Source organism: Nonomuraea sp. 3-1Str (assembly GCF_031570565.1).
In the GTDB taxonomy this organism is placed as follows: Bacteria; Actinomycetota; Actinomycetes; order Streptosporangiales; family Streptosporangiaceae; genus Nonomuraea.
The window spans coordinates 369,237-387,951 of sequence record NZ_JALHBK010000001.1; the positions used below are offsets into that span (position 1 = coordinate 369,237).

Sequence of the window (18,715 nt, forward strand, 5' to 3'; positions counted from 1 at the left end):
ACCACGGCGCCACCCAAAGAGAGCAGCCATGCCGCCCGATGGATTCGCACCTCTTCATCGGCAGGGAACGCCCGGGCCGGCTGCCGTACACCGTGGAAGACCGAAATAGCACACCAGCCCAGGACCACATAGAACAGGTCATCGGTGAAGCAGGTCAGCGGAGCGGCGATGACCAGGGCGATCAGCCGCTGTCGACGCAGAGCGGCGAAATGGTCGATGACCCGGCGGGCGTTGAGCGTGGTGACGGAAAGTCCGGCCAGTGCGGCGAACCTGGTCAGCCGGTCCTGGGTTACCGGCACGGCCGCCACCAGCACGGTCAGCACGGCGACCACCCAAGAGATCAGCTGAGGCATCGTCACGAGGTGACACCATATATGGTCCTATATCGTGAGCCCGGATGACATATGGCGGCAATTTGGCATCACCACGTCGCATATCCAGCGCAAGCGAGTAAAGATGGTGGTGTCCGGCTGTCTGTCGCTGGCACTTCTCGCGGCAGCCATGTCGTGGTCGGGAGCGATAACACCGCACATCAGCTGGAGCCTCTCGGGATTCTTCGTCCACGCCGACGTGGACGAAAATGGCGTCCTGTCCAGCACTCTGGATATCGACATCGAGAACGGGGGACTGACCCCTTTCACCCTCACCGACCTCACCTGGGAAATGCCGGGCCTTCGCCTGCTGCCCGCCGACGAGGAGATCACCATGGCGATCGGCGACTTCCAGACCGTGCGGAGGCGCGTGGTCATCACCGACTGCGCCGCGGTGCCGTACGAACCGCAACCGGTTCGCTTCACCTACACGACCTTGGTCGGATCAGGCTCGGCGGAGGTGACATGGGGCTCATGGCAGCTGACAGGCCCCGAGGGGCAGGTCCCGGTCGCCTGGCAGCGAGCCGTCGCAGTCAAGGTCTGCAATGAGGCGATGAGCCCGGAATGGAGTTGACAGCCGGCTCGTCCCTCCCCCTCACGAAGATCGCCACGGGCTTCGTCTTCGCCTTCGGGGCCTTGCGTTTCAACGGGTTCGACCTGCTGTTCGACCCCGTCGGATGGGGACTGTGCGCGTCGGGACTGACCCAGCTGCTGCATTCCGCCGGCGACCCCTTCGACCGGGCCAGGTCCTTCGCCGTGGCCATGGTCTCCGTCTCGCTCGTCGCCGTGTTCGCATCCGGGGTGCCCCACCCGAGCGACGAGCCGGCGTCCTTCTCCCTCTCCCAGGTGATCGGACTCGTCGACACGGCCGGCGCCTTGATCGCCGTCTGGCTGACCGTCGACGCGATCATCCGGCGCATCCGGCCCCATGGAGAGATCTCCACCGCCGCCCGCCTCGACGTGCTCCGCTGGGCCGTGGTCAGCCTGGGAGTCCTCGGCATCCTGTCCGGCTTCGGCCACGCCGACCTGGGCTTTGTCACGCCCATCGCCTGGTTCGTCGCCGTCGTGGCCCTGATCGTGGTGCTCTACCGCGCGGCCGGACTGCCGTGGCTGTTCCCGACGGAGGAACGCGCCACGGGTTGAAGCCGTCAGGCGGGCCAGGACGGTGAGCGGCCGAGGATGGCGAGGATCCGGTCCAGGGGTTCGGCGTCGTCCTTCACCGGCAGGCCCGGCCGGAACGCCGCCCCCGGCGCCAGCCGGTTGGCCCCGTCGGGGACCGCGCGGGCGACGCGCAGCGCCGGCTCGGCCAGCTCCGCCTCCAGCTCGTACGGCCGGCCCAGCGACCGGGCCACGTCCCAACCGTGCACGACGTAGTCGATGAGATGAAAGCCGATGGCCGACGCGCCGGGGAACGCCGCGCCGGGGCCGAACTCGGGAAGGGCGAACTCCCGCTCCAGCACGCCCTCCTCGGCGAAAGCGGCGAGGACGTCGCGTGCGGCCTCGGCGTACTCGGCCGCCGGGTCGCCGTCGGCGGTGAGGGGGCGGACCTCCCACACCGCGAGGTCCGCACCGTGACCTCGGGCCGCGGCCGCGAAGCCGCGATGCTGGGCCGTCATGTGGGCGAGCAGGTCGCCCAGCGTCCACTCGGCGCAGGGCGTGGGCCGGTCGAGGTCGGCCACGGTCACCCGGGACACCACCTCGACGCTGATCTCGACCGCGCGCCTGTTCAGGGCAGTGATACCGGTGACATCGGAAGTCGTCATGGCACAATCATAAGCACGTGCCTACTATAAGTCCATGCACATATTAAACGACGGCATATCGTTGGGGCATGGCGGAGAGCAGGGCCCCTGAGCAGACGGCGGCCGGACGTCCCGACCTCGCGGCGATGATGGCGCCCCTGAGCCGCGCCCTGGTCGCGGCCGAGCTGCCGGTCCTGCGGGCGCACGGCCTGTCCATGTGGGCGTACGTGGTCCTGCTCGCGCTGGGCAGGCAGCCGGTACGGAGTCAGAGCGCGCTCGCCCAGGCCATCCGGGCGGACAAGACCCGCATCATCGGCGTGCTCGACGGCCTGCAGGAGCGCGGGCTCATCGAGCGGCGGGCCGACCCGGCCGACCGGCGCACACACCTGCTGTCGCTCACCGCCGAAGGCCGGCGCGTACGGGACGCCGCCCAGGCGGGCATCCAGCAGCAGGAGGACCGGCTCCTGGCGCGTCTGCCCGCCGAGGACCGGGACGCCTTCCTGCGCGCGCTCCAGACGCTTTCCGCAGTGCCGCGCGAGGAGATCGTCGGGAACGGCGCCCGCCGCCCCCGAACATCCCGGTAGTCAGGACTGCGGGATGCCGGACTCAGCGCGGTCGGCGTCGATGAGGCCGGTGAGCAGGGCGACGACGGCGGCGGCGAGGTCCCGCAGGGCGCCGTCCGGGGTGGCCGGCTCGCGCTCGAACGCCTGCCGGACGGTACGCGCCAGCAGGTCCGCCCGCCGCTCCAGGCCCTCGGCCGGGGCACTCGCCTCCGCCCGCAGGAAGCCCTCGAACGTCGCTTGGTAGGCGTAGCCCACCTCGTCGGCGTCCATGTCGGCGCGCAGCAGGCCGCGCTCCGACAGCAGCTCGAAGTAGCCGCGGGCCATGGCGGCGTGCCGGTCGTCGCGGGCGGCGTCACGCGAGTCCGCCAGCTTGCCGAGCAGGTCGGCGTCGCCGAGAAGGAACCCGCGCAGCAGCGGCCGGTTCGCGATGGCCACGAAGTACGTGCGCGCGAAGCGGTGCAGCAGGCACACCTGCGGATCGCGCCCCAGCGCCTGCCGGAGCTCGTCGATCGCGTACAGCACCTCACGCCCGAAGACCGCGCCGAACAGTTGCTCGCGGGTCTTCCAGTGCAGATAGACCGTGCCCTTGCCGATGCCGGCCTCGGCGGCGACGTCGTCGATGGTGACCCGCCGGTAGCCGTGGCGGGCCAGCAGGTCCGCGGCCGCGTCGAGGATCCGGGTGGCCCGTTCGGTCCGCTGCTGCGGGTCCCGCAGTCGTTCGGCGCTGGCACTCATGACGCCATCATATGACCAGATAAGAGTTTTGGTCAAACCCATATCAATCACTTGACTAATTTTCGCTTTTAGTCATAAGTTGATGGCACATCGACGGATCGACAGGAGCGCGACATGACCACCCCCTCAGTGCTGATCTCCGGAGCCGGAGTCGGCGGCCCCACGCTGGCCTACTGGCTGGCCGAGCGTGGATTCCGTACCACCGTCGTCGAACGGGCAGCGGGCCTGCGCACCAGCGGCAACCCCGTGGACGTCCGGGGCCCGGCCGTGGAGGTGGCCGAGCGGATGGGGGTGATGGAGCGGCTGCGCGAGGCCGCCACGGACGTGACGGCGATGAGCTTCGTCAACGGCTCCGGCCGTCAGGTCGGCCGCGTCAACATGCGCGCCCTGCAACGGGCGACAGGCAGCCGGGAGGTGGAGGTGACGCGCACCGACCTGGCCAGGATCCTGTACGAGGCCGGTCGGGACTCCGCCGAGTTCCTGTTCGACGACACCATCACGTCGCTGAGCCAGGACGGCGGCGGGGTGGAAGTCACCTTCGAGAAGGCCGCGCCGCGCCGGTTCGATCTGGTCATCGGCGCCGACGGGCTGCACTCGACCACCCGCCGGATCGCCTTCGGCCCCGAGGAGGACTTCGTCCGCCACATGGGACTGTACGTCGCCACGATGCAGCTGAACGGCCCGGCCGAGCACGGGAAGGACGTCGTCCTGCACAACGCCCCCGGCCGGATGGCCTCCGTCCACCCCGTGCGCGGTCGCGCCCTGGCCGCCTTCATCTTCCGCAGCCCGGCGGTGCAGGGCTTCGACCACCGCGACATCGAGCAGCACAAGCGGATCGTGACCGACACCTACGCCGGCGACGGCTGGCGCGTGCCCGAACTCCTGGACCGCGTGCGCGCCGCCGACGACCTGTGGCTCGACTCCGTCAGCCAGGTACGGCTCGACCGCTGGAGCAAAGGCCGCGTCGCGCTGCTCGGGGACGCCGCCTCGTCGGTGTCGCTGTTCGGCGACGGCTCCACCCTGGCCATGGCCGGCGCGTACACACTCGCCGAGGAGCTGGCCGCCAGCCCCGCCGACCCCCGCTCAGCCTTCGCCCGCTACGAGGCCCGGCACCGCACCCTGGTGGACCCCAAGCAGAACAACGTCGCGATGGCCGCCTCCCTGATGGTCCCTTCGACCCGTACCGGAATCGCGGCCCGGAACCTGGCGACCCACCTCTGGCCCGCCGCCGCCACCGCCGGCCGGCTCCGCAATCTGCTCACCTCGCGCCGCGATCCCGCGCCGGCGGCCGCCTGACCCGGGCCGGGCGGTCCTCCTCAGGCTGGTCAGGCCGCGTTCGCCCGAGCTGTTGTGGCGCCCGGCATCACTCCTGCTACCTTGAGGCCCTTTGGTCCCGTAGTGGTTAGAGGTACGGAAAGTGCGAAGGTACGGCTGGACGATCAGTGGCGTCATGGCAGGGTGTCTGCTCACAGCATGCTCCGCCCTCCCGGGCATGGGCGGAAAGGCGAATCCCCCGGCCGGCACCCCGGGCGCACCGCGTGCGAGCAGTGCCCCGACGCCCGCTCGCGCCATCTCGGGCCAGGAGGCCGCCTCGGTCCTCGCCGACTACGTGAAGCGCAACAACGCCGCCAACAAGGCCCGCAGCGCCAAGCTCCTGGCCGGGTACGAAGGCGGCTCCAGCTACACCATCGACAAGGCGAGCTACGCCTCCAGCCGCATCCTGCACAAGACCATCACGTACAAGCCGTTCGGCTACACGAAGCCCGTCTTCCAGGCGCCGGCCGCCGGGCAGAAGCCCTGGTTCCTCGCCACGGTGCACTGGCAGCGCAAGCCGACGACCGCGAAGGAGCCGACGTACCTGCTCTTCGCCCGGCAGGGGGACGGCTGGCGGCAGGTGTACGCCCCGGACGCCTTCGACGGCACCACCGCCAAGGAGCTGCCCGAGATCTCCGTCGACGCCGCGGGCCTGGCCAAGGAGGTCGGCCCGGCTGACGGCACCGGCCTGATGATGTCACCGGCCGATTTCGCGGAGAAGTACGCCTCCCACCTGGCCGGCAAGGGCAGTGCCGCCGACAAGAGCCTCTTCGCCGCCGACAACCTCACCACGAGTGCCGCGAAGACCCGCGTGCGGATGAACCCGTACGCGAGCACCACCACGAAGGCCCGCCCGGCCACCCGCTACCCGTCGTACACGCTGCGGACCGCCGACGGCGGGGCACTGACCTTCACCACGATCGAGCGCACCATCCGCTACGACGTACGGCCGAGCCCGCAGCGCAACTACGTCCTCCAGAAGGACAGCGGCTTCCTGCGCGGCAAGTACTACACGTACATGGAGGTCACCGACCTGTTCCAGGTGGCGGCCCGCATCCCTCCGAAGAAGGCCGAGCCGGACCAGGTCGAGGTGGTCGCCTCGTACTCCGGTCTCGTGGCGAGCAGTGGCCGCTGACCCCCGCTCATGCACAAGGTCCAGGCCGGTCCCGTACGGGGCCGGCCTGGACCTTGATCAGACGAGTCAGACCAGGTCGAACCGGTCCAGGTTCATGACCTTGTCCCACGCCGCGACGAAGTCGTTCACGAACTTCTCCTTCGCGTCGTCGCTCGCGTAGACCTCGGCGAGCGCGCGCAGCTCGGAGTTCGACCCGAAGACCAGGTCGGCGCGGCTGCCGGTCCACTTGACCTCGCCCGTGGCGGTGTCGCGACCCTCGAACGTGTTCTGGTCCTCGGAGGTCGCCTTCCACGTCGTGCCCAGGTCGAGCAGGTTGACGAAGAAGTCGTTCGTCAGAGCGCCGGGGGTCGTGGTCAGGACGCCGAGCGACGACTGCTGGTAGTTCGCGCCCAGGACGCGGAGGCCGCCGAGGAGGACGGTCATCTCGGGGGCGCTCAGGGTCAGCAGGTTCGCCCGGTCGAGCAGCAGGTACTCGGCCGGCAGCCGGTTGCCCTTGCCGAGGTAGTTGCGGAACCCGTCGGCGGTCGGCTCCAGGGCGGCGAACGACTCCACGTCGGTCTGCTCCTGCGAGGCGTCCACGCGGCCCGGCGTGAACGGCACCCGGACGTCGAAGCCGGCGTCCTTGGCGGCCTGCTCGACGCCCGCGGTACCGGCCAGCACGATCAGGTCGGCGAGCGAGACCTTCTTGCCGCCGGTCTGCGCGGCGTCGAAGGCGTCCTTGATCCCTTCCAGGGTGCGCAGCACCGTCGCCAGCCGGTCGGGGTCGTTGACCTCCCACGCGCTCTGCGGCTGGAGGCGGATGCGGGCGCCGTTGGCGCCGCCGCGCTTGTCGCTACCGCGGAAGGAGGAGGCGGACGCCCACGCGGTGGACACCAGCTGGGACACCGTCAGGCCCGAGGCGAGGACCTGACCCTTGAGGTAGGCGACGTCCTGGGCGTCGATGAGCTGGTGCGTCACCGCGGGGAGCGGGTCCTGCCACAGCAGCGTCTCGGCCGGGACCTCCGGGCCGAGGTAGCGCGCGACCGGCCCCATGTCGCGGTGGGTCAGCTTGAACCACGCCCGCGCGAACGCGTCCGCGAACTCGTCGGGGTTCTCCAGGAAGCGCCGCGAGATCTGCTCGTAGATCGGGTCGACGCGGAGCGAGAGGTCGGTCGTCAGCATCGTCGGGGCGTGGCTCTTCGACGGGTCGTGGGCGTCGGGAACGGTGCCGGCCCCGGCGCCGTTCTTGGGCCTCCACTGGTTGGCGCCGGCGGGGCTCTTGAACAGCTCCCACTCGTAGCCGAAGAGGATCTCGAAGAAGCTGTTGTCCCAGGTGATCGGGGTGTTCGTCCAGATACCCTCGAGACCGCTGGTGATCGTGTCGCCGCCCTTGCCGGTGCCGAAGGTGTTCCTCCAGCCCAGGCCCTGCTCCTCGATCGAGGCGGCCTCGGGGTCGGCGCCGACGTGGTCCGCCGGGCCGGCGCCGTGGGTCTTGCCGAAGGTGTGACCGCCCGCGATCAGGGCGACCGTCTCCTCGTCGTTCATCGCCATGCGGCGGAACGTCTCACGGATGTCGCGGGCCGCGGCCAGCGGGTCCGGGTTGCCGTTCGGGCCCTCCGGGTTGACGTAGATGAGGCCCATCTGCACCGCGCCGAGCGGGTTCTCGAGCTCCCGGTCACCGCTGTAGCGCTCGTCGCCGAGCCAGGTGGTCTCGGGACCCCAGTAGACGTCCTCGTCGGGCTCCCACACGTCCGCGCGACCGCCGGCGTAGCCGAACGTCTTGAAGCCCATCGACTCCAGCGCCACGTTGCCGGCGAGGATCAGCAGGTCGGCCCACGAGAGGTTCCGGCCGTACTTCTTCTTGACCGGCCACAGCAGGCGGCGGGCCTTGTCGAGGTTGCCGTTGTCGGGCCAGCTGTTGAGGGGCGCGAAGCGCTGCTGGCCGGCCCCGGCTCCGCCGCGGCCGTCGCTGATCCGGTACGTGCCCGCGCTGTGCCACGCCATCCGGACCATGAACGGGCCGTAGTGGCCGAAGTCGGCCGGCCACCAGTCCTGCGAGGTGGTCAGCACCTCGGCGATGTCCCGCTTCACGGCCGGGAGGTCGAGGCTCTTGAACGCCTCGGCGTAGTCGAAGTCGTCGCCGAGGGGGTTGGCCACGGCCGGGTTCTTGGCGAGGATCTTCAGGTTGAGCCGCTCAGGCCACCACTGGCGGTTGCCGCCGCCCTGGGTCGGGTGCAGGGCGCGCCCGTGCGGGACCGGGCAGCCGCCTCCGCCCTCCGTCTTCGGGTCGGTGACGATTGCATCATGGTTCTCGGACATGGGAATCCTTCCGGGCTACGCGGATCAGGGTGCTCAGGAACTGCTGGCAGTGGAACAGCGGGGGCACAGGCCCCAGTAGATGACCTCGGCCTCCTCGATCGAGAAGCCGTGGTCGTCGGACGCGGTCAGACAGGGCGCATGGCCGACCGCACAGTCGACGTCGCCGACGGCGCCGCACGACCGGCACACCACGTGGTGGTGGTTGTCGCCGACGCGTCGCTCGAACCGGGCAGGGCTGCCGGCCGGCTCGATGCGGCGAACGAGTCCCGCCGCGGTGAGCGCGTTGAGGGCCTCGTACACGGCTTGGAGGGAGATGTGGCCTACGCGATCGCGCACCCCGGAGGCGATCGCCTCGACGTCGAGGTGATCGCCGTCCCGAACGGTGTCGAGCAGCGCGACTCGGGCGGCCGTCACCCGCAGGCCTGCACCGCGCAGCTCCTCGGCGGTGGTCGGTGTCCTGGGTGCGGTCATGGCGCCCAACATACCGTCATAAACACGAATGATACAAGGTAACGAACACTTCAAGTCTGGCGCCGCGCACGTGGAACCGCCGTACGGCTACGGGTTCCGCTAGCCGGAAGGGCGTGTCGTGGCCATGGGCAAAGACCCGGCAAACGTCAGGCGACGCTTCAGGGCAGGGCGGCGGCGATCCGCTGCCGGAGCAGCGCTTCACGGTCGGGGTCGGTGCACAGCGTCACGGTCAGCCCGGCGTCGGCGGCGTCACCCAGGACGGCCAGCAGGACGGCGAACTGTTCGGGCGGCTCGCCGCCGAGCAGCTCCTCGGCGTGCTCCACGATCAGGACTCGGGCCGTGTCGCGCAGGCAGTCGGTGAGGGCGTCCCAGTTACGGCCGAAGTAGCCGGGCAGGCGCAGAGCCCGCGCCGCCTCCTCGAAGAAGGCGGCGCGGGTCCGGCACGCGCGTCCGTCGACGACCGCGGGCGCCGGGCTCGTGGACACCGTCAGCCAGGGCGGCAGCGGACCTGCGACGGATCTCATCGGAACCCCTGGAGCCGGTAGAAGTCGGTGTAGTGGTTCGGCGAGAACCAGGTCACGCCGGTGCCGCGGTTGACGACGATCCGGTACGCGTCACGCGCGGCGCCCCGTGCCCGGGAGTACACGTCGTACTCGTAGTAGGTGGCCCCGCTCGGGAGCCGGCCCTCCCGGTTGTAGAAGCGCCCGCCGGTGTAGTTGTACTTCCCGTCCGGCCAGGAGTACCAGCCGCCGCTGGTCGGATAGCCCTTGCCCGCCCACGTCGCGTCGGCCGAGCGCGCGTCGGCGCACCGGGAGACGGTGCAGGAGTCGTGGACCGACGCGTCGGCGGGGGCGACGCCGGCCACGCCGGTCAGGGAGGTGATGGCGACGAGGATGGCGGCGATCCGTGCCGGCCAGAAACGCCGGGAGGGTTGCGGGGTGCGCACGAAGCCTCCTTGCGGGGAATGCGAGGGGACCGACACCGTCAGAATCCCCGCCGTGCCGGATCGAACAACGGCAAGAACCACCAAAAGTACGGTGAACTCTTCGCGCGGATCAGCGTGCGATCACGAACGGCGCTGTCGCCGCGCAGGTGCCGATCCCGCTGGGTAGATTCGGGGCCCCTGGAGAAGGGCTGGTGACACGATGGCCGACACCGATGAGCGGGACCTCCGGTTGCGGACGTACTGGGACCGCCAGGCCGTGACCTACGACCGGCAGATGGCGTTCGCCGAGCGCCGTTTCTTCGGCGACACCCGCGAATGGCTCTGCCGGCAGGCCTCCGGCGAGGTGCTGGAGGTCGCGATCGGCACCGGCCTGAACCTCGGGCACTACCCGGACGGTGTACGGCTGACCGGCGTGGAGTGGAGCGAGGCGATGCTCGCGGTGGCCAGACGCCGCGCCGGGTCGCTCGGCGTGCCGGCGGAGTTCCGGCAGGCCGACGCGCAGGCGCTGCCGTTCCCCGACGCGTTCTTCGACACGGTCGTCTGCACGTTCGCGCTGTGCGCGATCCCCGACGAGTCGCGGGCGCTCGCCGAGATGCACCGGGTGCTGCGGCCGGGCGGCCTGCTGCTGCTGGCCGACCACGTCGCCTCGTCCTCCTGGCCGATCCGGGTGCTGCAGGCGGCGGCCGACCTGGTGAGCGTTCCGTTGCAGGGCGAGCACTTCCGCCGCCGCCCGCTGCCCCTGGTCCGCGCCATGGGGCTGACCGTGGAACGGCACGACCGGTTCAAACTCGGCATGATCGAGCGCTTCGCCGCCCGCAGACCCGCGGCCTGAGTCGAACTGCCGGTCCGGGCCCATCGCCCCTCACAGCGTGCCGGCGATCTGGGTGACGAGGAAGTCGAGCCGCTCCGTCTGGAAGTTCGGGGGGATGCGGCCGCTGTCCGACAGGGCGGCCATGCCGTGCAACGCGCTCCAGGTGACTTCGGCGAACAGTTCGCGTCGCGGGTTGTCCGAGCGGAAGCAGCTCACGAACTCGTCGAAAGCGGCGCGCAGCGGGGGCGGCGTCTCGGCGTGCGCGAACTTCACATCGGTCGGCAGGACGAACATGGCCTGGTAGAGGGCGGGCTGCTCGGTCGCGAACTCCAGGTAGGCGCGGCAGACGGCGTGCAGCGCCTGCGCCGGCTCGGGGGCGGCCAGCCGGACACCGCGCAGGCGCGCCGCGAGTTCACCGAAGCCTTCGATGGCGACGGCGCGCAGGATGGCGTCCTTCCCGTTGAAATGGCTGTAGAGCACGGGCTGGCTGTACTCGACGCGCTCGGCCAGCCTTCGCGTTGTCACCGCCTCCCACCCTTCGGCCTCGGCCAGCTCGCGGGCGGCCGTGATGATCAGCTGATGGCGTTGGGCGCGTTCACGTTCGCGGCGTTCGGTGATGGCGGACATGGCAGTAGCATAGCAATGCTAGAGATCATGTCCACGATAGGAAAAATGTCGCTGGTGGAGTTTCTATGATCGGTCCTGAACTCGCATCGCCGGCACGACGGCCGAGTGATGGCCGCAGGTGTCAGGATGCGGCACCGAGTCCGGACCGCAGAAAGTAGCCGATGTATGCGTGGACACGTACCCGACGAGCTGCTGGAGATAGCTGACGCGCTCCTCCCGGGAGCTCCCCTCGACGCGGCGCGGCTGGCCAGGGGTGGCATTCACGACGTCGTCCTGCTTCCCGGTGTCGCGGCCGTGCGCGTCAGCCGGCGCCCCGCGGGGGCCGAGGCTCTGCCGCGCTGTACGCAGGCGCTGCGTTTGATCGCCGCCGCCGGGCTGCCGTTCGCCGTCCCGGAGCCGCTGACGCCGGTGAGGATGTTCGGGGATCGAGCGGCTGTCGCCGTGTCGTGGATCGACGGCGCCGGACTGCGGGAGGGCGAGGGCGATCCGGGCAGGATCGGCGAGCTGCTGCGGGCCGTGCGCGAGTTGCCCGTCACCCCGGAGCTGCGCGCCGTCCTGCCCGCACCACGCGAGCACCACGGCAGCGACAACTGGGCGTCGATCCTGGCCGAGGAGGTCATCCCCCTTTTCCCGGCGAAGTGGCGCGGCGAGGGCCGGAGACGCCTGGAGGAGGCACTGGCCCTCGAACCGGTCCCCGACTCCCTCGTCCACGGCGATCTGGTCGGGTCCAACGTCCATTGGAGCGAGAACGGCAAGCTGATCGGCGTCCTGGACTGGGATCGGGCCCACCTGTTCGATCCCGCGATCGACGCCGCCTTCATGGCGTGGCACGGCTGGGACAACCTCCGTCATGCCGTCGACGGCCAGACCTACCACCGTGCCCGGGTCTGGGACAGGACCTTCGGCGTCGACCACCTGGTGGCGGTTCTCGAACTCGCCGGCAGGCCGCTGGCGCACACCGAGAGCTACGTACGGCACATCGTCGCCTGGCTGGAGCAACACGCCGGCTGATCGGATGCGCAGGCCGGCACACCGTGTTCGCGGCGCCGTCAGGGTGTCGTGACCTCCAGGTCGCCGGAGTCGCTGGACAGCGCGATCGTGCGCGGGGCCGAGGGGGCGCTCGCGGCCTTGATGTTCTTGCGGCCGGAGTCCGTCCTGGCCACGATGTTGTACGGCCCCGATGGCACATGGATCACGGTCGTACCCGAATCCGTGGCGGTCGTGACCTGGTCGGGCCGTCCGGCGAAGGTCAGGCTCACATCACCCGAGTCGGTCGTCGTGACGACCCGCCTGCCCGTCAGCTCGCCGGCCTCGATCGCCCCGGAGTCGGTGCTGGCTTCCACCTCGCCCGACAGGCTCCTCAGCGTCAGGTTCCCCGAGTCGGAGCCCACCTTGACACGGAGTCCCGCAGGCACCTCGACCTGGTAGTTCACGTCGCAGGACGCGCCCCAGGCGCCCCACCCCCACGTGGTGGGACAGGTGAACGTCAGCTTCAGCGTGTCACCTCGAACCTCGTGGACGGTCTCCGGCTTGTTCTTGAGCCAGCTCAGCCGCTCCGTCACTCGGATGCCCCGGCGATCCGACCCGACCACTTCGACGGTCCCGGAATCGGCTTCGACGTGCAACGCCGCCACCGTGTCGGTGACGTCGTACGACACGGTGTCCTCAGCCGGCGCACCGCTGGCGCCGCACCCGCCCAACATCGCCCCGAGCCCGAGAAGGCCCGCGACCATCGCTGTTCTCTGCATCTTCATGATGGTCGATTCTGGATGATCCGGACGGATCACGCCCGGTTCCCCGTGCGGCCGGTGACCACCGGAGGCAGGGCCCCAAGAACGGCCTGATGGTGATCCACGTCCCCGGCGTCGGTGAGGGTCTGCCTTCGCGGCCGCACCGAAGCGGGATCGTTTCGCGAGGGTGTTTCACAGGTGGCCACCCATGAAACACCCTCACGGTCCACGACCATCCCGGCTGCCCCCGCGGGTACGCCGGCCTCGCACAGCCGCTGGTCAGCCGAGCTGCGTCGGGTCCTGCACCGGGACGCACGGCTTGACAGCGCCCTGGATCACCGATGCCTTGAGCTGCGACTTGACCGGCCCCTTCGGGTTCTCGGTGAACTCCAGCGCCACCGTCTGACCCTTCCCGACATAGCGGGGATCGATGACGAAACCCTTCGGCCCCGGCCTGGCGACCTTGTAGTGCGCGGACTTGCGCCACTCCTCCGGGGTGTCGTATCGGCCGCCGACGAGCGTGCCCCGGTCGTTCTGGCACTTCGTGTAGGGCTTGAGGTACGTGACGTCGGCGGTCACGCCCAGATCCTTGAGATCCTGCTCCAGCTGGTCGGCGTCCCTGAACTCCTTGAGCTCCACCGTGATGGTGCCGTTGGTGTTCTTGCTCACCGCGTACGCCGGCTCAGACCCGGTCAGCAGCGGCAACGCCACCGCCGGTCCCCGGCCGGATTCCCAGCGCTACCGCCGCCTCCGACGGCGTGAGCTGCCCCAGGACCACCAGTTCCAGGACAGCGCGCTCCCCGTCGGGTAATCCGGCCATGGCCTCGAAGGCCGCCCTAACGGGCCGTTCCGCGTCTATCTGCTCTTCCAACCGGGACACGTCGTCGCCGTCCAGCGGACGCCGCCCGCTCACACGATGTGTGAGCTGGGACTCCCGCAGCGCCCGCCGCCGCTCGGCCGACAGCGTGTTGCGCGCGACGCCGTACAGCCAGGCGATCTCGCTGCCCTTGCCCGGGCGGTACGTGTGCGCCGAGTCGAACACCGCGAGGAACACGTCGGCCGCCAGGTCGGCGACCGTGTGCGGGTCGTCGACCCGGCGTGCCAGGAAACGCGTGACAGCGTCGATGTGCCTCCGGTAGAAGGCTTCGAACGCCACGGGGTCGGTGGCGAGCTTTCCCCGTATGAGACGCACCGGCCTTGCTCCCTTCGTCGATCTACACCCGTACTTGGTGAGAACCGACCGAAGGCTTACAAATCAACGGGCGGTCGTACGGACCCGAGTGGAGCGTCGTCGTTGGCGTAGCGGACGCGTGACTCGCTAGCCTGAGGCACGATGAACCATTTGAGCACGTCGAGAGGCGAATTCCGTCTCACCCGTTTCCCCGAGGACCCCCGTGATCAGCTACGCGCGTGGGACGCCGCCGACGAGTACCTGCTGCGGCATCTCGAGGGAACCGACGGCGGACCCACCTGCCTGTCGGGCACCGTGGTCGTGCTGGGGGACCGCTGGGGCGCGTTGGTCACCGCACTCGCCGATCATCGTCCCGTGCAGATCACCGACTCCTACCTCACTCAGCAGGCGACCCGGGCGAACCTGGTTCGCAACGAGGTCCCCCCGGACGCGGTACGGCTCTGTACGACCATGGACGAGCCGCCGCCCCGGATCGATGTGCTGCTGATCCGGGTGCCCAAGGGGCTCTCGCTCCTTGAGGATCAGCTGCACCGTCTCGCGCCGCACGTGCACGCGGACACCGTCGTCGTCGGCGCGGGAATGGTCACCGAGATCCACACCTCGACGCTCCAGCTGTTCGAACGCATTCTCGGGCCGACCAGGACGTCGCTGGCGGCGAAGAAGGCGCGCCTCATCTTCTGCTCACCCGACCCCCGGCTGCCCCGTGGCGCCAGCCCGTGGCCGCGCAGCTACGCGCTGCCCACCGGCATCGGAACGGTCTCAGGGCTCACCGTCACCAACCACGCGGGCACCTTCTGCGCCGACCGCCTCGACATCGGCACCCGGTTCTTCCTGCAGAACCTGCCACCGCTCGGGGGCCATGAGCATGTCGTGGACCTCGGCTGCGGCAACGGGGTGATCGGACTCGCCGCGTCACTGGCCGGCAGCAGAGCCAAGGTGACGTTCATCGACGAGTCCTACCAGGCGCTGGCTTCGGCGGAGGCGACGTTCCGGGCGAACGCGGATGTGGACGGCGGCGCGACGTTCCTGGCGGCCGACGGCATGTCCGGTGTGCCGACGGGCACGGTGGATCTGGTCCTGACCAACCCGCCGTTCCACACGCACCGCGCGAGGACCGACGCGACGGCTTGGCGCATGTTCAACGGGTCACGCACGGCACTACGGCGCGGTGGCGAACTCTGGGTGGTCGCCAACCGGCACCTCGGCTATCACGTGAAGCTGCGCCGGCTGTTCGGCAACTGCGAGGTCGCCGCGAGCGACCCCAAGTTCGTCGTCCTGCGCGCCGTCAAGCGCTGACTGTCGACGGATCGGCTCGACGACTCCTCCCGAGGTTGCCGCCCAGACCGCAGCAGCCGCTCGGGTTCCTGTACTGCTGGTGGCGGCGCTCCGCTCCCGGCACCAAGTCCTCAGGACTGGAAATCGTTGGAGAGGTTGATCCGGATCTCCGTGTTCCGGTATCCGGCGCGCAGGAACGCGGCCGCCATCGGCGCGTTGCCCACGTCGGTGGTGGCGGTGATGCGCGACTCTCCGTTGGCCGCGTGCATGCGGGTGATCTCGGCGAGAATCTCGTCCACGTATCCGCGCCCCCGGAACTCCGGGACCACCCCGAGATACCCCACGTTCACGCTGTACGGCGTCGCCGAGGGGATCGCCATGCCCGCCACCTCGCCCTCGTGCGTACAGGCGATCCGCCACCACTCCCGCTTGCCCGGCGCTCCGAGATAGAAGTCCATCTCCTCGCGCGCGGCCGCGTCCACGCCCTTGGCCGCCACGCTCGTCCGGGTATGGAAGTCCAGGCTGCCCTCGGCGATTCGCGTGAACACCGCCAGGAACTCCTCGTCGGACGCCTCGGCGAACCGCAGCGCCCCGGCCGCCGGGGGCACTCCGTCGGCCGGGGCCCACTCGAACTGCAGCCGCTCCACCTCCCCGGTGAGACCGGCCGCGTGTGCTGCCGCCCGCCGCCATTCCACGGCCGCCGAGGTGGCCGGATCGTCACGCCAGCCGCCGGCCGCCTTGATCGCGTACTGCACCGGCCGCGGGAACACTGCCAGCGCGGCCCTGATCAGTTCGGCGGCGACCTCGGTGCGCTCACCCACCGCGGGATCCACGTCGAGGCAGTCGAGCGCGACCGGGTACGCGCTGTCCCTCGGCCCCCACCACAGCGCCCGTCCGACGACCCGGTCACCGACCTCGGCGATCCACGTCCACTCCGGCCGGTACATGTTCTCGGCCAGTTCTGCGAGGTAACGGTCGGCGGCGATCCAGCCGACGGGCTCGGTCACGACCCACTCGGTCACCCGGTCGAGCTCCGCGGGGACGATCGCACGGTAGGAAATCACCTGAAGAGGTTAGCGGACCTTTTGTCGCACCCAAGGCTGAATGTCCGATGCCAACTACTGGTCCTCGTGACGTGAATCACCGTCACCGGTGCCTCATCGCTGTCACAGAAGCCGGCCCGATTCCGTCATATGAGTAGGCAAGGTTAGGGGGCCATCATGCGTTCGTTGTCAGCCAGACGCCGCTCGTTCCAGTTCTCCCACTGGTCTTTCATGTTCGCGGAGATCGCCGTCTGGTCGTTCGTCGTTCTGGTGGTGACCGGGGCTGTGCTGATGGTGTTCTACGACCCCGGCATGTCCCAGGTGACCTATGACGGTTCGTACGGCCCGCTGCGGGGGCTCTTCGTCAGCAAGGCCTTCGACTCCACCATGCATGTGAGCCTGGAGGTGCGCGGCGGCCTGCTCATCCGCCAGGTCCACCACTGGGCGGCGCTCGTCTTCGTGGCGGCCGTCGTGTTGCAGCTGCTGCGCATGTTCCTCACCGGCGCCTTCCGCCGTCCGCGCACCGGGCAGTGGCTGATCTGGGTGACGCTGCTGGCGCTCGGCATGGCCGCGGGCGAGACCGGCAACGCTCTGCCTGACGACATGCTGTCGGGTGGGAGCCTGTGGCTGATCGTGTCGGTGGTGCAGTCCATCCCCGTGGTGGGGACCTGGGTGCTGTCGCTGCTGTTCGGCCCGGACTTTCCCGGCGACAGGGTCATCCCGGTCATGTACGCCGGGCACCTGCTGATCCCGATCGTCATGGCCGCGCTGCTGATCGCCCGGGAACGGCTGGTGCGGCGGCACGGCCACTCCCGGTTCGCCGCCTCGCTCCCCACGCGGCGGAGCGCACGCCCGACGATGGCGGTCGCGACGACGGGCATGCTGATCATTCTCGGGTTCGGGTTCCAGATCGCCCCTGTCTGGCTGTACGGCCCTGCCAGGCCCACACAGATCTCGGCGGGCTCGGTGCCGGACTGGTACATGGGGTTCCTCGACGGCGCCCTCCGCATCATGCCCGGGTGGGAACTCACCATCGGGAACCACACACTCAGCCTCGCGGTCCTCGTCCCCACCCTGGTGATACCCGGCCTCTTCTTCACCGCCCTGGCGGCCTACCCGACGGCCGAGCGCTTCCTCGCCTCCCGACGCGGCCGCCGCGACACGCTGGGCCGCCCCAGGACCAGGAGCCGTACAGCTCACGAGACGCCCGCGCATGACGTGCTCGACCGGCCACATGAGACGCCGGTGAAGACGGCCGTCGCCGTCGCGGGCATCACGTTCTACGGCCTGCTGTGGGCAGCCGCGGCCAACGACCAGATCGCCCACCAGTTCGACCTCACCGTCGACGCCGTGACGATCCTCTTCAGGTACGCCGTGGTCATCGGCCCCGTCATCGCCTTCGTGGTCACCCGGTGGATCTGCCTCGCGCTCCAGGAGACAGATCACGACGTGGCCGAGCACGGAGTGGAGACGGGGATCATCACGCGGTCCCCGGACGGCGGATTCCACGAACGGCTGGTGCCGGCGCGGCAGGAGCGGCGAGAGCCGGCCATCACCTCAGGGAGATGACGGTGGGGCGAGACGCTGCCGGGTGTGCGGTTGGTGCTGGGCACGGTCACCAGGGCTTTCTGGCGCCGGTAGAAGTCCCCGGACGACCTCTCCCCGGCTCAGGATCAGGAGGTCTCGCAGTCGGCTGCCCGCCAGGCGTCTGGGGCGCGGTAGTGGTTGCGGTGCCCTGCTTGAAGGACCGCGCGTAACCGGGCGAGCCCCTCGATGCCCGGCGGGAGATCCAGTCGCTGCAAGAGAGCACGGGCCGCATGGGGCTCAAGGTCGCCATGGAAGTCGTGGTAGCTGCTGAGCAGGCCTTGGAACAGAGCGGGATGGAGGGCCGGTACTTCCACGACTGCCTGGTAGACGGGGTGTTTGAGCGGCCAGGGCACGGGACCGGAGATCTCCAGAACTCGTTGGGCACGCCGAAACAGTGGATCTTGAGTCAACGCGTGCAGCCGATCCTCGGTCCGCAACTCCTCGATGTCGTTGCCCAGCACTTCGGCGAAGGCGACCTCCACTGTGCCGCGGTCCTCGAACCAGTCGACCCACAGCGAATAGGTGACCGGCTCGGGCGACTCCGAAGCCTCCAACCGCCGACGGTAGGCGTCCCACAGGAGTTCAGCTCGCAGATCTTGCGCAGCGACTACGGCGAAGCGAATCTCGCACGTCACCCAGTAGTCGTCGAGAAGGTCCAGGAGGCCGAGGGCGAGTCGTAGCCGGCCGGTCGCGTCGAGGTCAGGGTCCTCCAGCGCCACGCTTGTCCACGTGTGGGCCACGTCGTTGGCCGTGAGCGGTTCTTCCCCCGATGTTTCGTCGCTCGCCCATACGCCTTCCCGGACCTGGGTGACGCCTACTTCTGCCAGCCAACACCGCGCGTCCTCTGCCGCCTCGTCATCCACAGTCCAGAGTGT

21 protein-coding genes are annotated in these 18,715 nt (G+C 69.6%); 9 read left to right on the forward strand and 12 right to left on the reverse strand.

Going from position 1 to position 18,715, the window contains the following annotated elements:
• The first annotated feature begins 387 nt into the window (after positions 1–387).
• Positions 388–945, forward strand: coding sequence for a hypothetical protein (locus MTP10_RS01995; RefSeq protein ID WP_310707193.1), 558 nt, complete (start codon positions 388–390; stop codon positions 943–945).
• Positions 936–1,514, forward strand: coding sequence for a hypothetical protein (locus MTP10_RS02000; protein ID WP_310707194.1), 579 nt, complete (start codon positions 936–938; stop codon positions 1,512–1,514). Before MTP10_RS01995 ends, MTP10_RS02000 begins: the two co-directional genes overlap by 10 nt.
• Before the next feature lie 5 nt (positions 1,515–1,519).
• On the opposite strand, the gene MTP10_RS02005 is transcribed toward MTP10_RS02000, so the two are convergent.
• Positions 1,520–2,134 carry a TIGR03086 family metal-binding protein gene (locus MTP10_RS02005; RefSeq protein ID WP_310707195.1) on the reverse strand — a complete coding sequence of 205 codons (615 nt, stop codon included), beginning with the start codon at positions 2,132–2,134 and terminating at the stop codon, positions 1,520–1,522.
• Between the two features lie 68 nt (positions 2,135–2,202).
• On the opposite strand from MTP10_RS02005, the gene MTP10_RS02010 reads away from it, so the two are divergent.
• A complete protein-coding gene (locus MTP10_RS02010; protein ID WP_310707196.1) occupies positions 2,203–2,697 on the forward strand; it encodes a MarR family transcriptional regulator in 495 nt (164 codons plus the stop codon).
• Here the strand turns inward: MTP10_RS02010 and MTP10_RS02015 are convergent, their stop codons facing one another.
• Complete coding sequence (locus MTP10_RS02015; protein ID WP_310707197.1) at positions 2,698–3,411, reverse strand: helix-turn-helix domain-containing protein; 714 nt, start codon at positions 3,409–3,411, stop codon at positions 2,698–2,700.
• Between the two features lie 114 nt (positions 3,412–3,525).
• Between MTP10_RS02015 and MTP10_RS02020 the strand changes: the two genes are divergently transcribed.
• Positions 3,526–4,707 carry an FAD-dependent monooxygenase gene (locus MTP10_RS02020; RefSeq protein WP_310707198.1) on the forward strand — a complete coding sequence of 394 codons (1,182 nt, stop codon included), beginning with the start codon at positions 3,526–3,528 and terminating at the stop codon, positions 4,705–4,707.
• Between the two features lie 196 nt (positions 4,708–4,903).
• The gene (locus tag MTP10_RS02025) at positions 4,904–5,860 is read left to right on the forward strand and encodes a hypothetical protein (protein WP_310707199.1); all 957 of its coding nucleotides are present in this window, start codon (positions 4,904–4,906) and stop codon (positions 5,858–5,860) included.
• A 66-nt stretch (positions 5,861–5,926) separates the two neighbouring features.
• Here MTP10_RS02025 and katG read toward each other — a convergent pair whose 3' ends face one another.
• From katG to MTP10_RS02045, 4 genes are all read right to left on the reverse strand, one after another.
• The gene (katG, locus tag MTP10_RS02030) at positions 5,927–8,158 is read right to left on the reverse strand and encodes a catalase/peroxidase HPI (protein ID WP_310707200.1); all 2,232 of its coding nucleotides are present in this window, start codon (positions 8,156–8,158) and stop codon (positions 5,927–5,929) included.
• A 33-nt stretch (positions 8,159–8,191) separates the two neighbouring features.
• Positions 8,192–8,629 carry a Fur family transcriptional regulator gene (locus MTP10_RS02035; RefSeq protein WP_310707201.1) on the reverse strand — a complete coding sequence of 146 codons (438 nt, stop codon included), beginning with the start codon at positions 8,627–8,629 and terminating at the stop codon, positions 8,192–8,194.
• Between the two features lie 158 nt (positions 8,630–8,787).
• Entirely contained in the window at positions 8,788–9,153 is a 366-nt protein-coding gene (locus MTP10_RS02040; RefSeq protein WP_310707202.1) for a barstar family protein, read from the reverse strand.
• Positions 9,150–9,575, reverse strand: coding sequence for a ribonuclease domain-containing protein (locus MTP10_RS02045; protein ID WP_310707203.1), 426 nt, complete (start codon positions 9,573–9,575; stop codon positions 9,150–9,152). The genes MTP10_RS02040 and MTP10_RS02045 overlap by 4 nt, the downstream gene beginning before the upstream one ends.
• Before the next feature lie 199 nt (positions 9,576–9,774).
• Here MTP10_RS02045 and MTP10_RS02050 point away from each other — a divergent pair, with 199 nt between their 5' ends.
• Positions 9,775–10,407 carry a class I SAM-dependent methyltransferase gene (locus MTP10_RS02050; RefSeq protein WP_310707204.1) on the forward strand — a complete coding sequence of 211 codons (633 nt, stop codon included), beginning with the start codon at positions 9,775–9,777 and terminating at the stop codon, positions 10,405–10,407.
• Positions 10,408–10,437: 30 nt separating this feature from the next.
• Here the strand turns inward: MTP10_RS02050 and MTP10_RS02055 are convergent, their stop codons facing one another.
• A complete protein-coding gene (locus MTP10_RS02055) occupies positions 10,438–11,013 on the reverse strand; it encodes a TetR/AcrR family transcriptional regulator (RefSeq protein ID WP_310707205.1) in 576 nt (191 codons plus the stop codon).
• 165 nt (positions 11,014–11,178) lie between these two features.
• Between MTP10_RS02055 and MTP10_RS02060 the strand changes: the two genes are divergently transcribed.
• Positions 11,179–12,024, forward strand: a complete 846-nt coding sequence (locus MTP10_RS02060; protein WP_310707206.1) for a phosphotransferase — start codon at positions 11,179–11,181, stop codon at positions 12,022–12,024.
• 38 nt (positions 12,025–12,062) lie between these two features.
• Here the strand turns inward: MTP10_RS02060 and MTP10_RS02065 are convergent, their stop codons facing one another.
• From MTP10_RS02065 to MTP10_RS02075, 3 genes are all read right to left on the reverse strand, one after another.
• Positions 12,063–12,761: a DUF4097 family beta strand repeat-containing protein gene (locus tag MTP10_RS02065; protein WP_310707207.1), complete on the reverse strand. Its 699-nt coding sequence runs from the start codon at positions 12,759–12,761 to the stop codon at positions 12,063–12,065.
• 261 nt (positions 12,762–13,022) lie between these two features.
• Positions 13,023–13,454, reverse strand: a complete 432-nt coding sequence (locus MTP10_RS02070; RefSeq protein ID WP_310707208.1) for a hypothetical protein — start codon at positions 13,452–13,454, stop codon at positions 13,023–13,025.
• Complete coding sequence (locus MTP10_RS02075) at positions 13,426–13,935, reverse strand: RNA polymerase sigma factor (RefSeq protein ID WP_310707209.1); 510 nt, start codon at positions 13,933–13,935, stop codon at positions 13,426–13,428. Before MTP10_RS02075 ends, MTP10_RS02070 begins: the two co-directional genes overlap by 29 nt.
• A 141-nt stretch (positions 13,936–14,076) precedes the next feature.
• Between MTP10_RS02075 and MTP10_RS02080 the strand changes: the two genes are divergently transcribed.
• Positions 14,077–15,231, forward strand: coding sequence for a methyltransferase (locus MTP10_RS02080; RefSeq protein ID WP_310707210.1), 1,155 nt, complete (start codon positions 14,077–14,079; stop codon positions 15,229–15,231).
• A 110-nt stretch (positions 15,232–15,341) separates the two neighbouring features.
• Here MTP10_RS02080 and MTP10_RS02085 read toward each other — a convergent pair whose 3' ends face one another.
• Complete coding sequence (locus MTP10_RS02085; protein ID WP_310707211.1) at positions 15,342–16,274, reverse strand: GNAT family N-acetyltransferase; 933 nt, start codon at positions 16,272–16,274, stop codon at positions 15,342–15,344.
• A gap of 165 nt (positions 16,275–16,439) precedes the next feature.
• On the opposite strand from MTP10_RS02085, the gene MTP10_RS02090 reads away from it, so the two are divergent.
• Positions 16,440–17,822: a cytochrome b N-terminal domain-containing protein gene (locus MTP10_RS02090; RefSeq protein WP_310707212.1), complete on the forward strand. Its 1,383-nt coding sequence runs from the start codon at positions 16,440–16,442 to the stop codon at positions 17,820–17,822.
• 104 nt (positions 17,823–17,926) lie between these two features.
• On the opposite strand, the gene MTP10_RS02095 is transcribed toward MTP10_RS02090, so the two are convergent.
• Complete coding sequence (locus tag MTP10_RS02095; RefSeq protein ID WP_310707213.1) at positions 17,927–18,703, reverse strand: hypothetical protein; 777 nt, start codon at positions 18,701–18,703, stop codon at positions 17,927–17,929.
• Positions 18,704–18,715 lie beyond the last annotated feature (12 nt).

Coding starts and splice junctions, on each gene's coding strand:
- MTP10_RS02000 (WP_310707194.1), top strand. CDS start 936: ATGGAGTTGACAGCCGGCTCGTCCCTCCCCCTCACGAAGATCGCCACG.
- MTP10_RS02005 (WP_310707195.1), bottom strand. CDS start 2,134: ATGACGACTTCCGATGTCACCGGTATCACTGCCCTGAACAGGCGCGCG.
- MTP10_RS02010 (WP_310707196.1), top strand. CDS start 2,203: ATGGCGGAGAGCAGGGCCCCTGAGCAGACGGCGGCCGGACGTCCCGAC.
- MTP10_RS02015 (WP_310707197.1), bottom strand. CDS start 3,411: ATGAGTGCCAGCGCCGAACGACTGCGGGACCCGCAGCAGCGGACCGAA.
- MTP10_RS02020 (WP_310707198.1), top strand. CDS start 3,526: ATGACCACCCCCTCAGTGCTGATCTCCGGAGCCGGAGTCGGCGGCCCC.
- MTP10_RS02025 (WP_310707199.1), top strand. CDS start 4,904: ATGGGCGGAAAGGCGAATCCCCCGGCCGGCACCCCGGGCGCACCGCGT.
- katG (WP_310707200.1), bottom strand. CDS start 8,158: ATGTCCGAGAACCATGATGCAATCGTCACCGACCCGAAGACGGAGGGC.
- MTP10_RS02035 (WP_310707201.1), bottom strand. CDS start 8,629: ATGACCGCACCCAGGACACCGACCACCGCCGAGGAGCTGCGCGGTGCA.
- MTP10_RS02040 (WP_310707202.1), bottom strand. CDS start 9,153: ATGAGATCCGTCGCAGGTCCGCTGCCGCCCTGGCTGACGGTGTCCACG.
- MTP10_RS02050 (WP_310707204.1), top strand. CDS start 9,775: ATGGCCGACACCGATGAGCGGGACCTCCGGTTGCGGACGTACTGGGAC.
- MTP10_RS02055 (WP_310707205.1), bottom strand. CDS start 11,013: ATGTCCGCCATCACCGAACGCCGCGAACGTGAACGCGCCCAACGCCAT.
- MTP10_RS02060 (WP_310707206.1), top strand. CDS start 11,179: ATGCGTGGACACGTACCCGACGAGCTGCTGGAGATAGCTGACGCGCTC.
- MTP10_RS02065 (WP_310707207.1), bottom strand. CDS start 12,761: ATGCAGAGAACAGCGATGGTCGCGGGCCTTCTCGGGCTCGGGGCGATG.
- MTP10_RS02080 (WP_310707210.1), top strand. CDS start 14,077: ATGAACCATTTGAGCACGTCGAGAGGCGAATTCCGTCTCACCCGTTTC.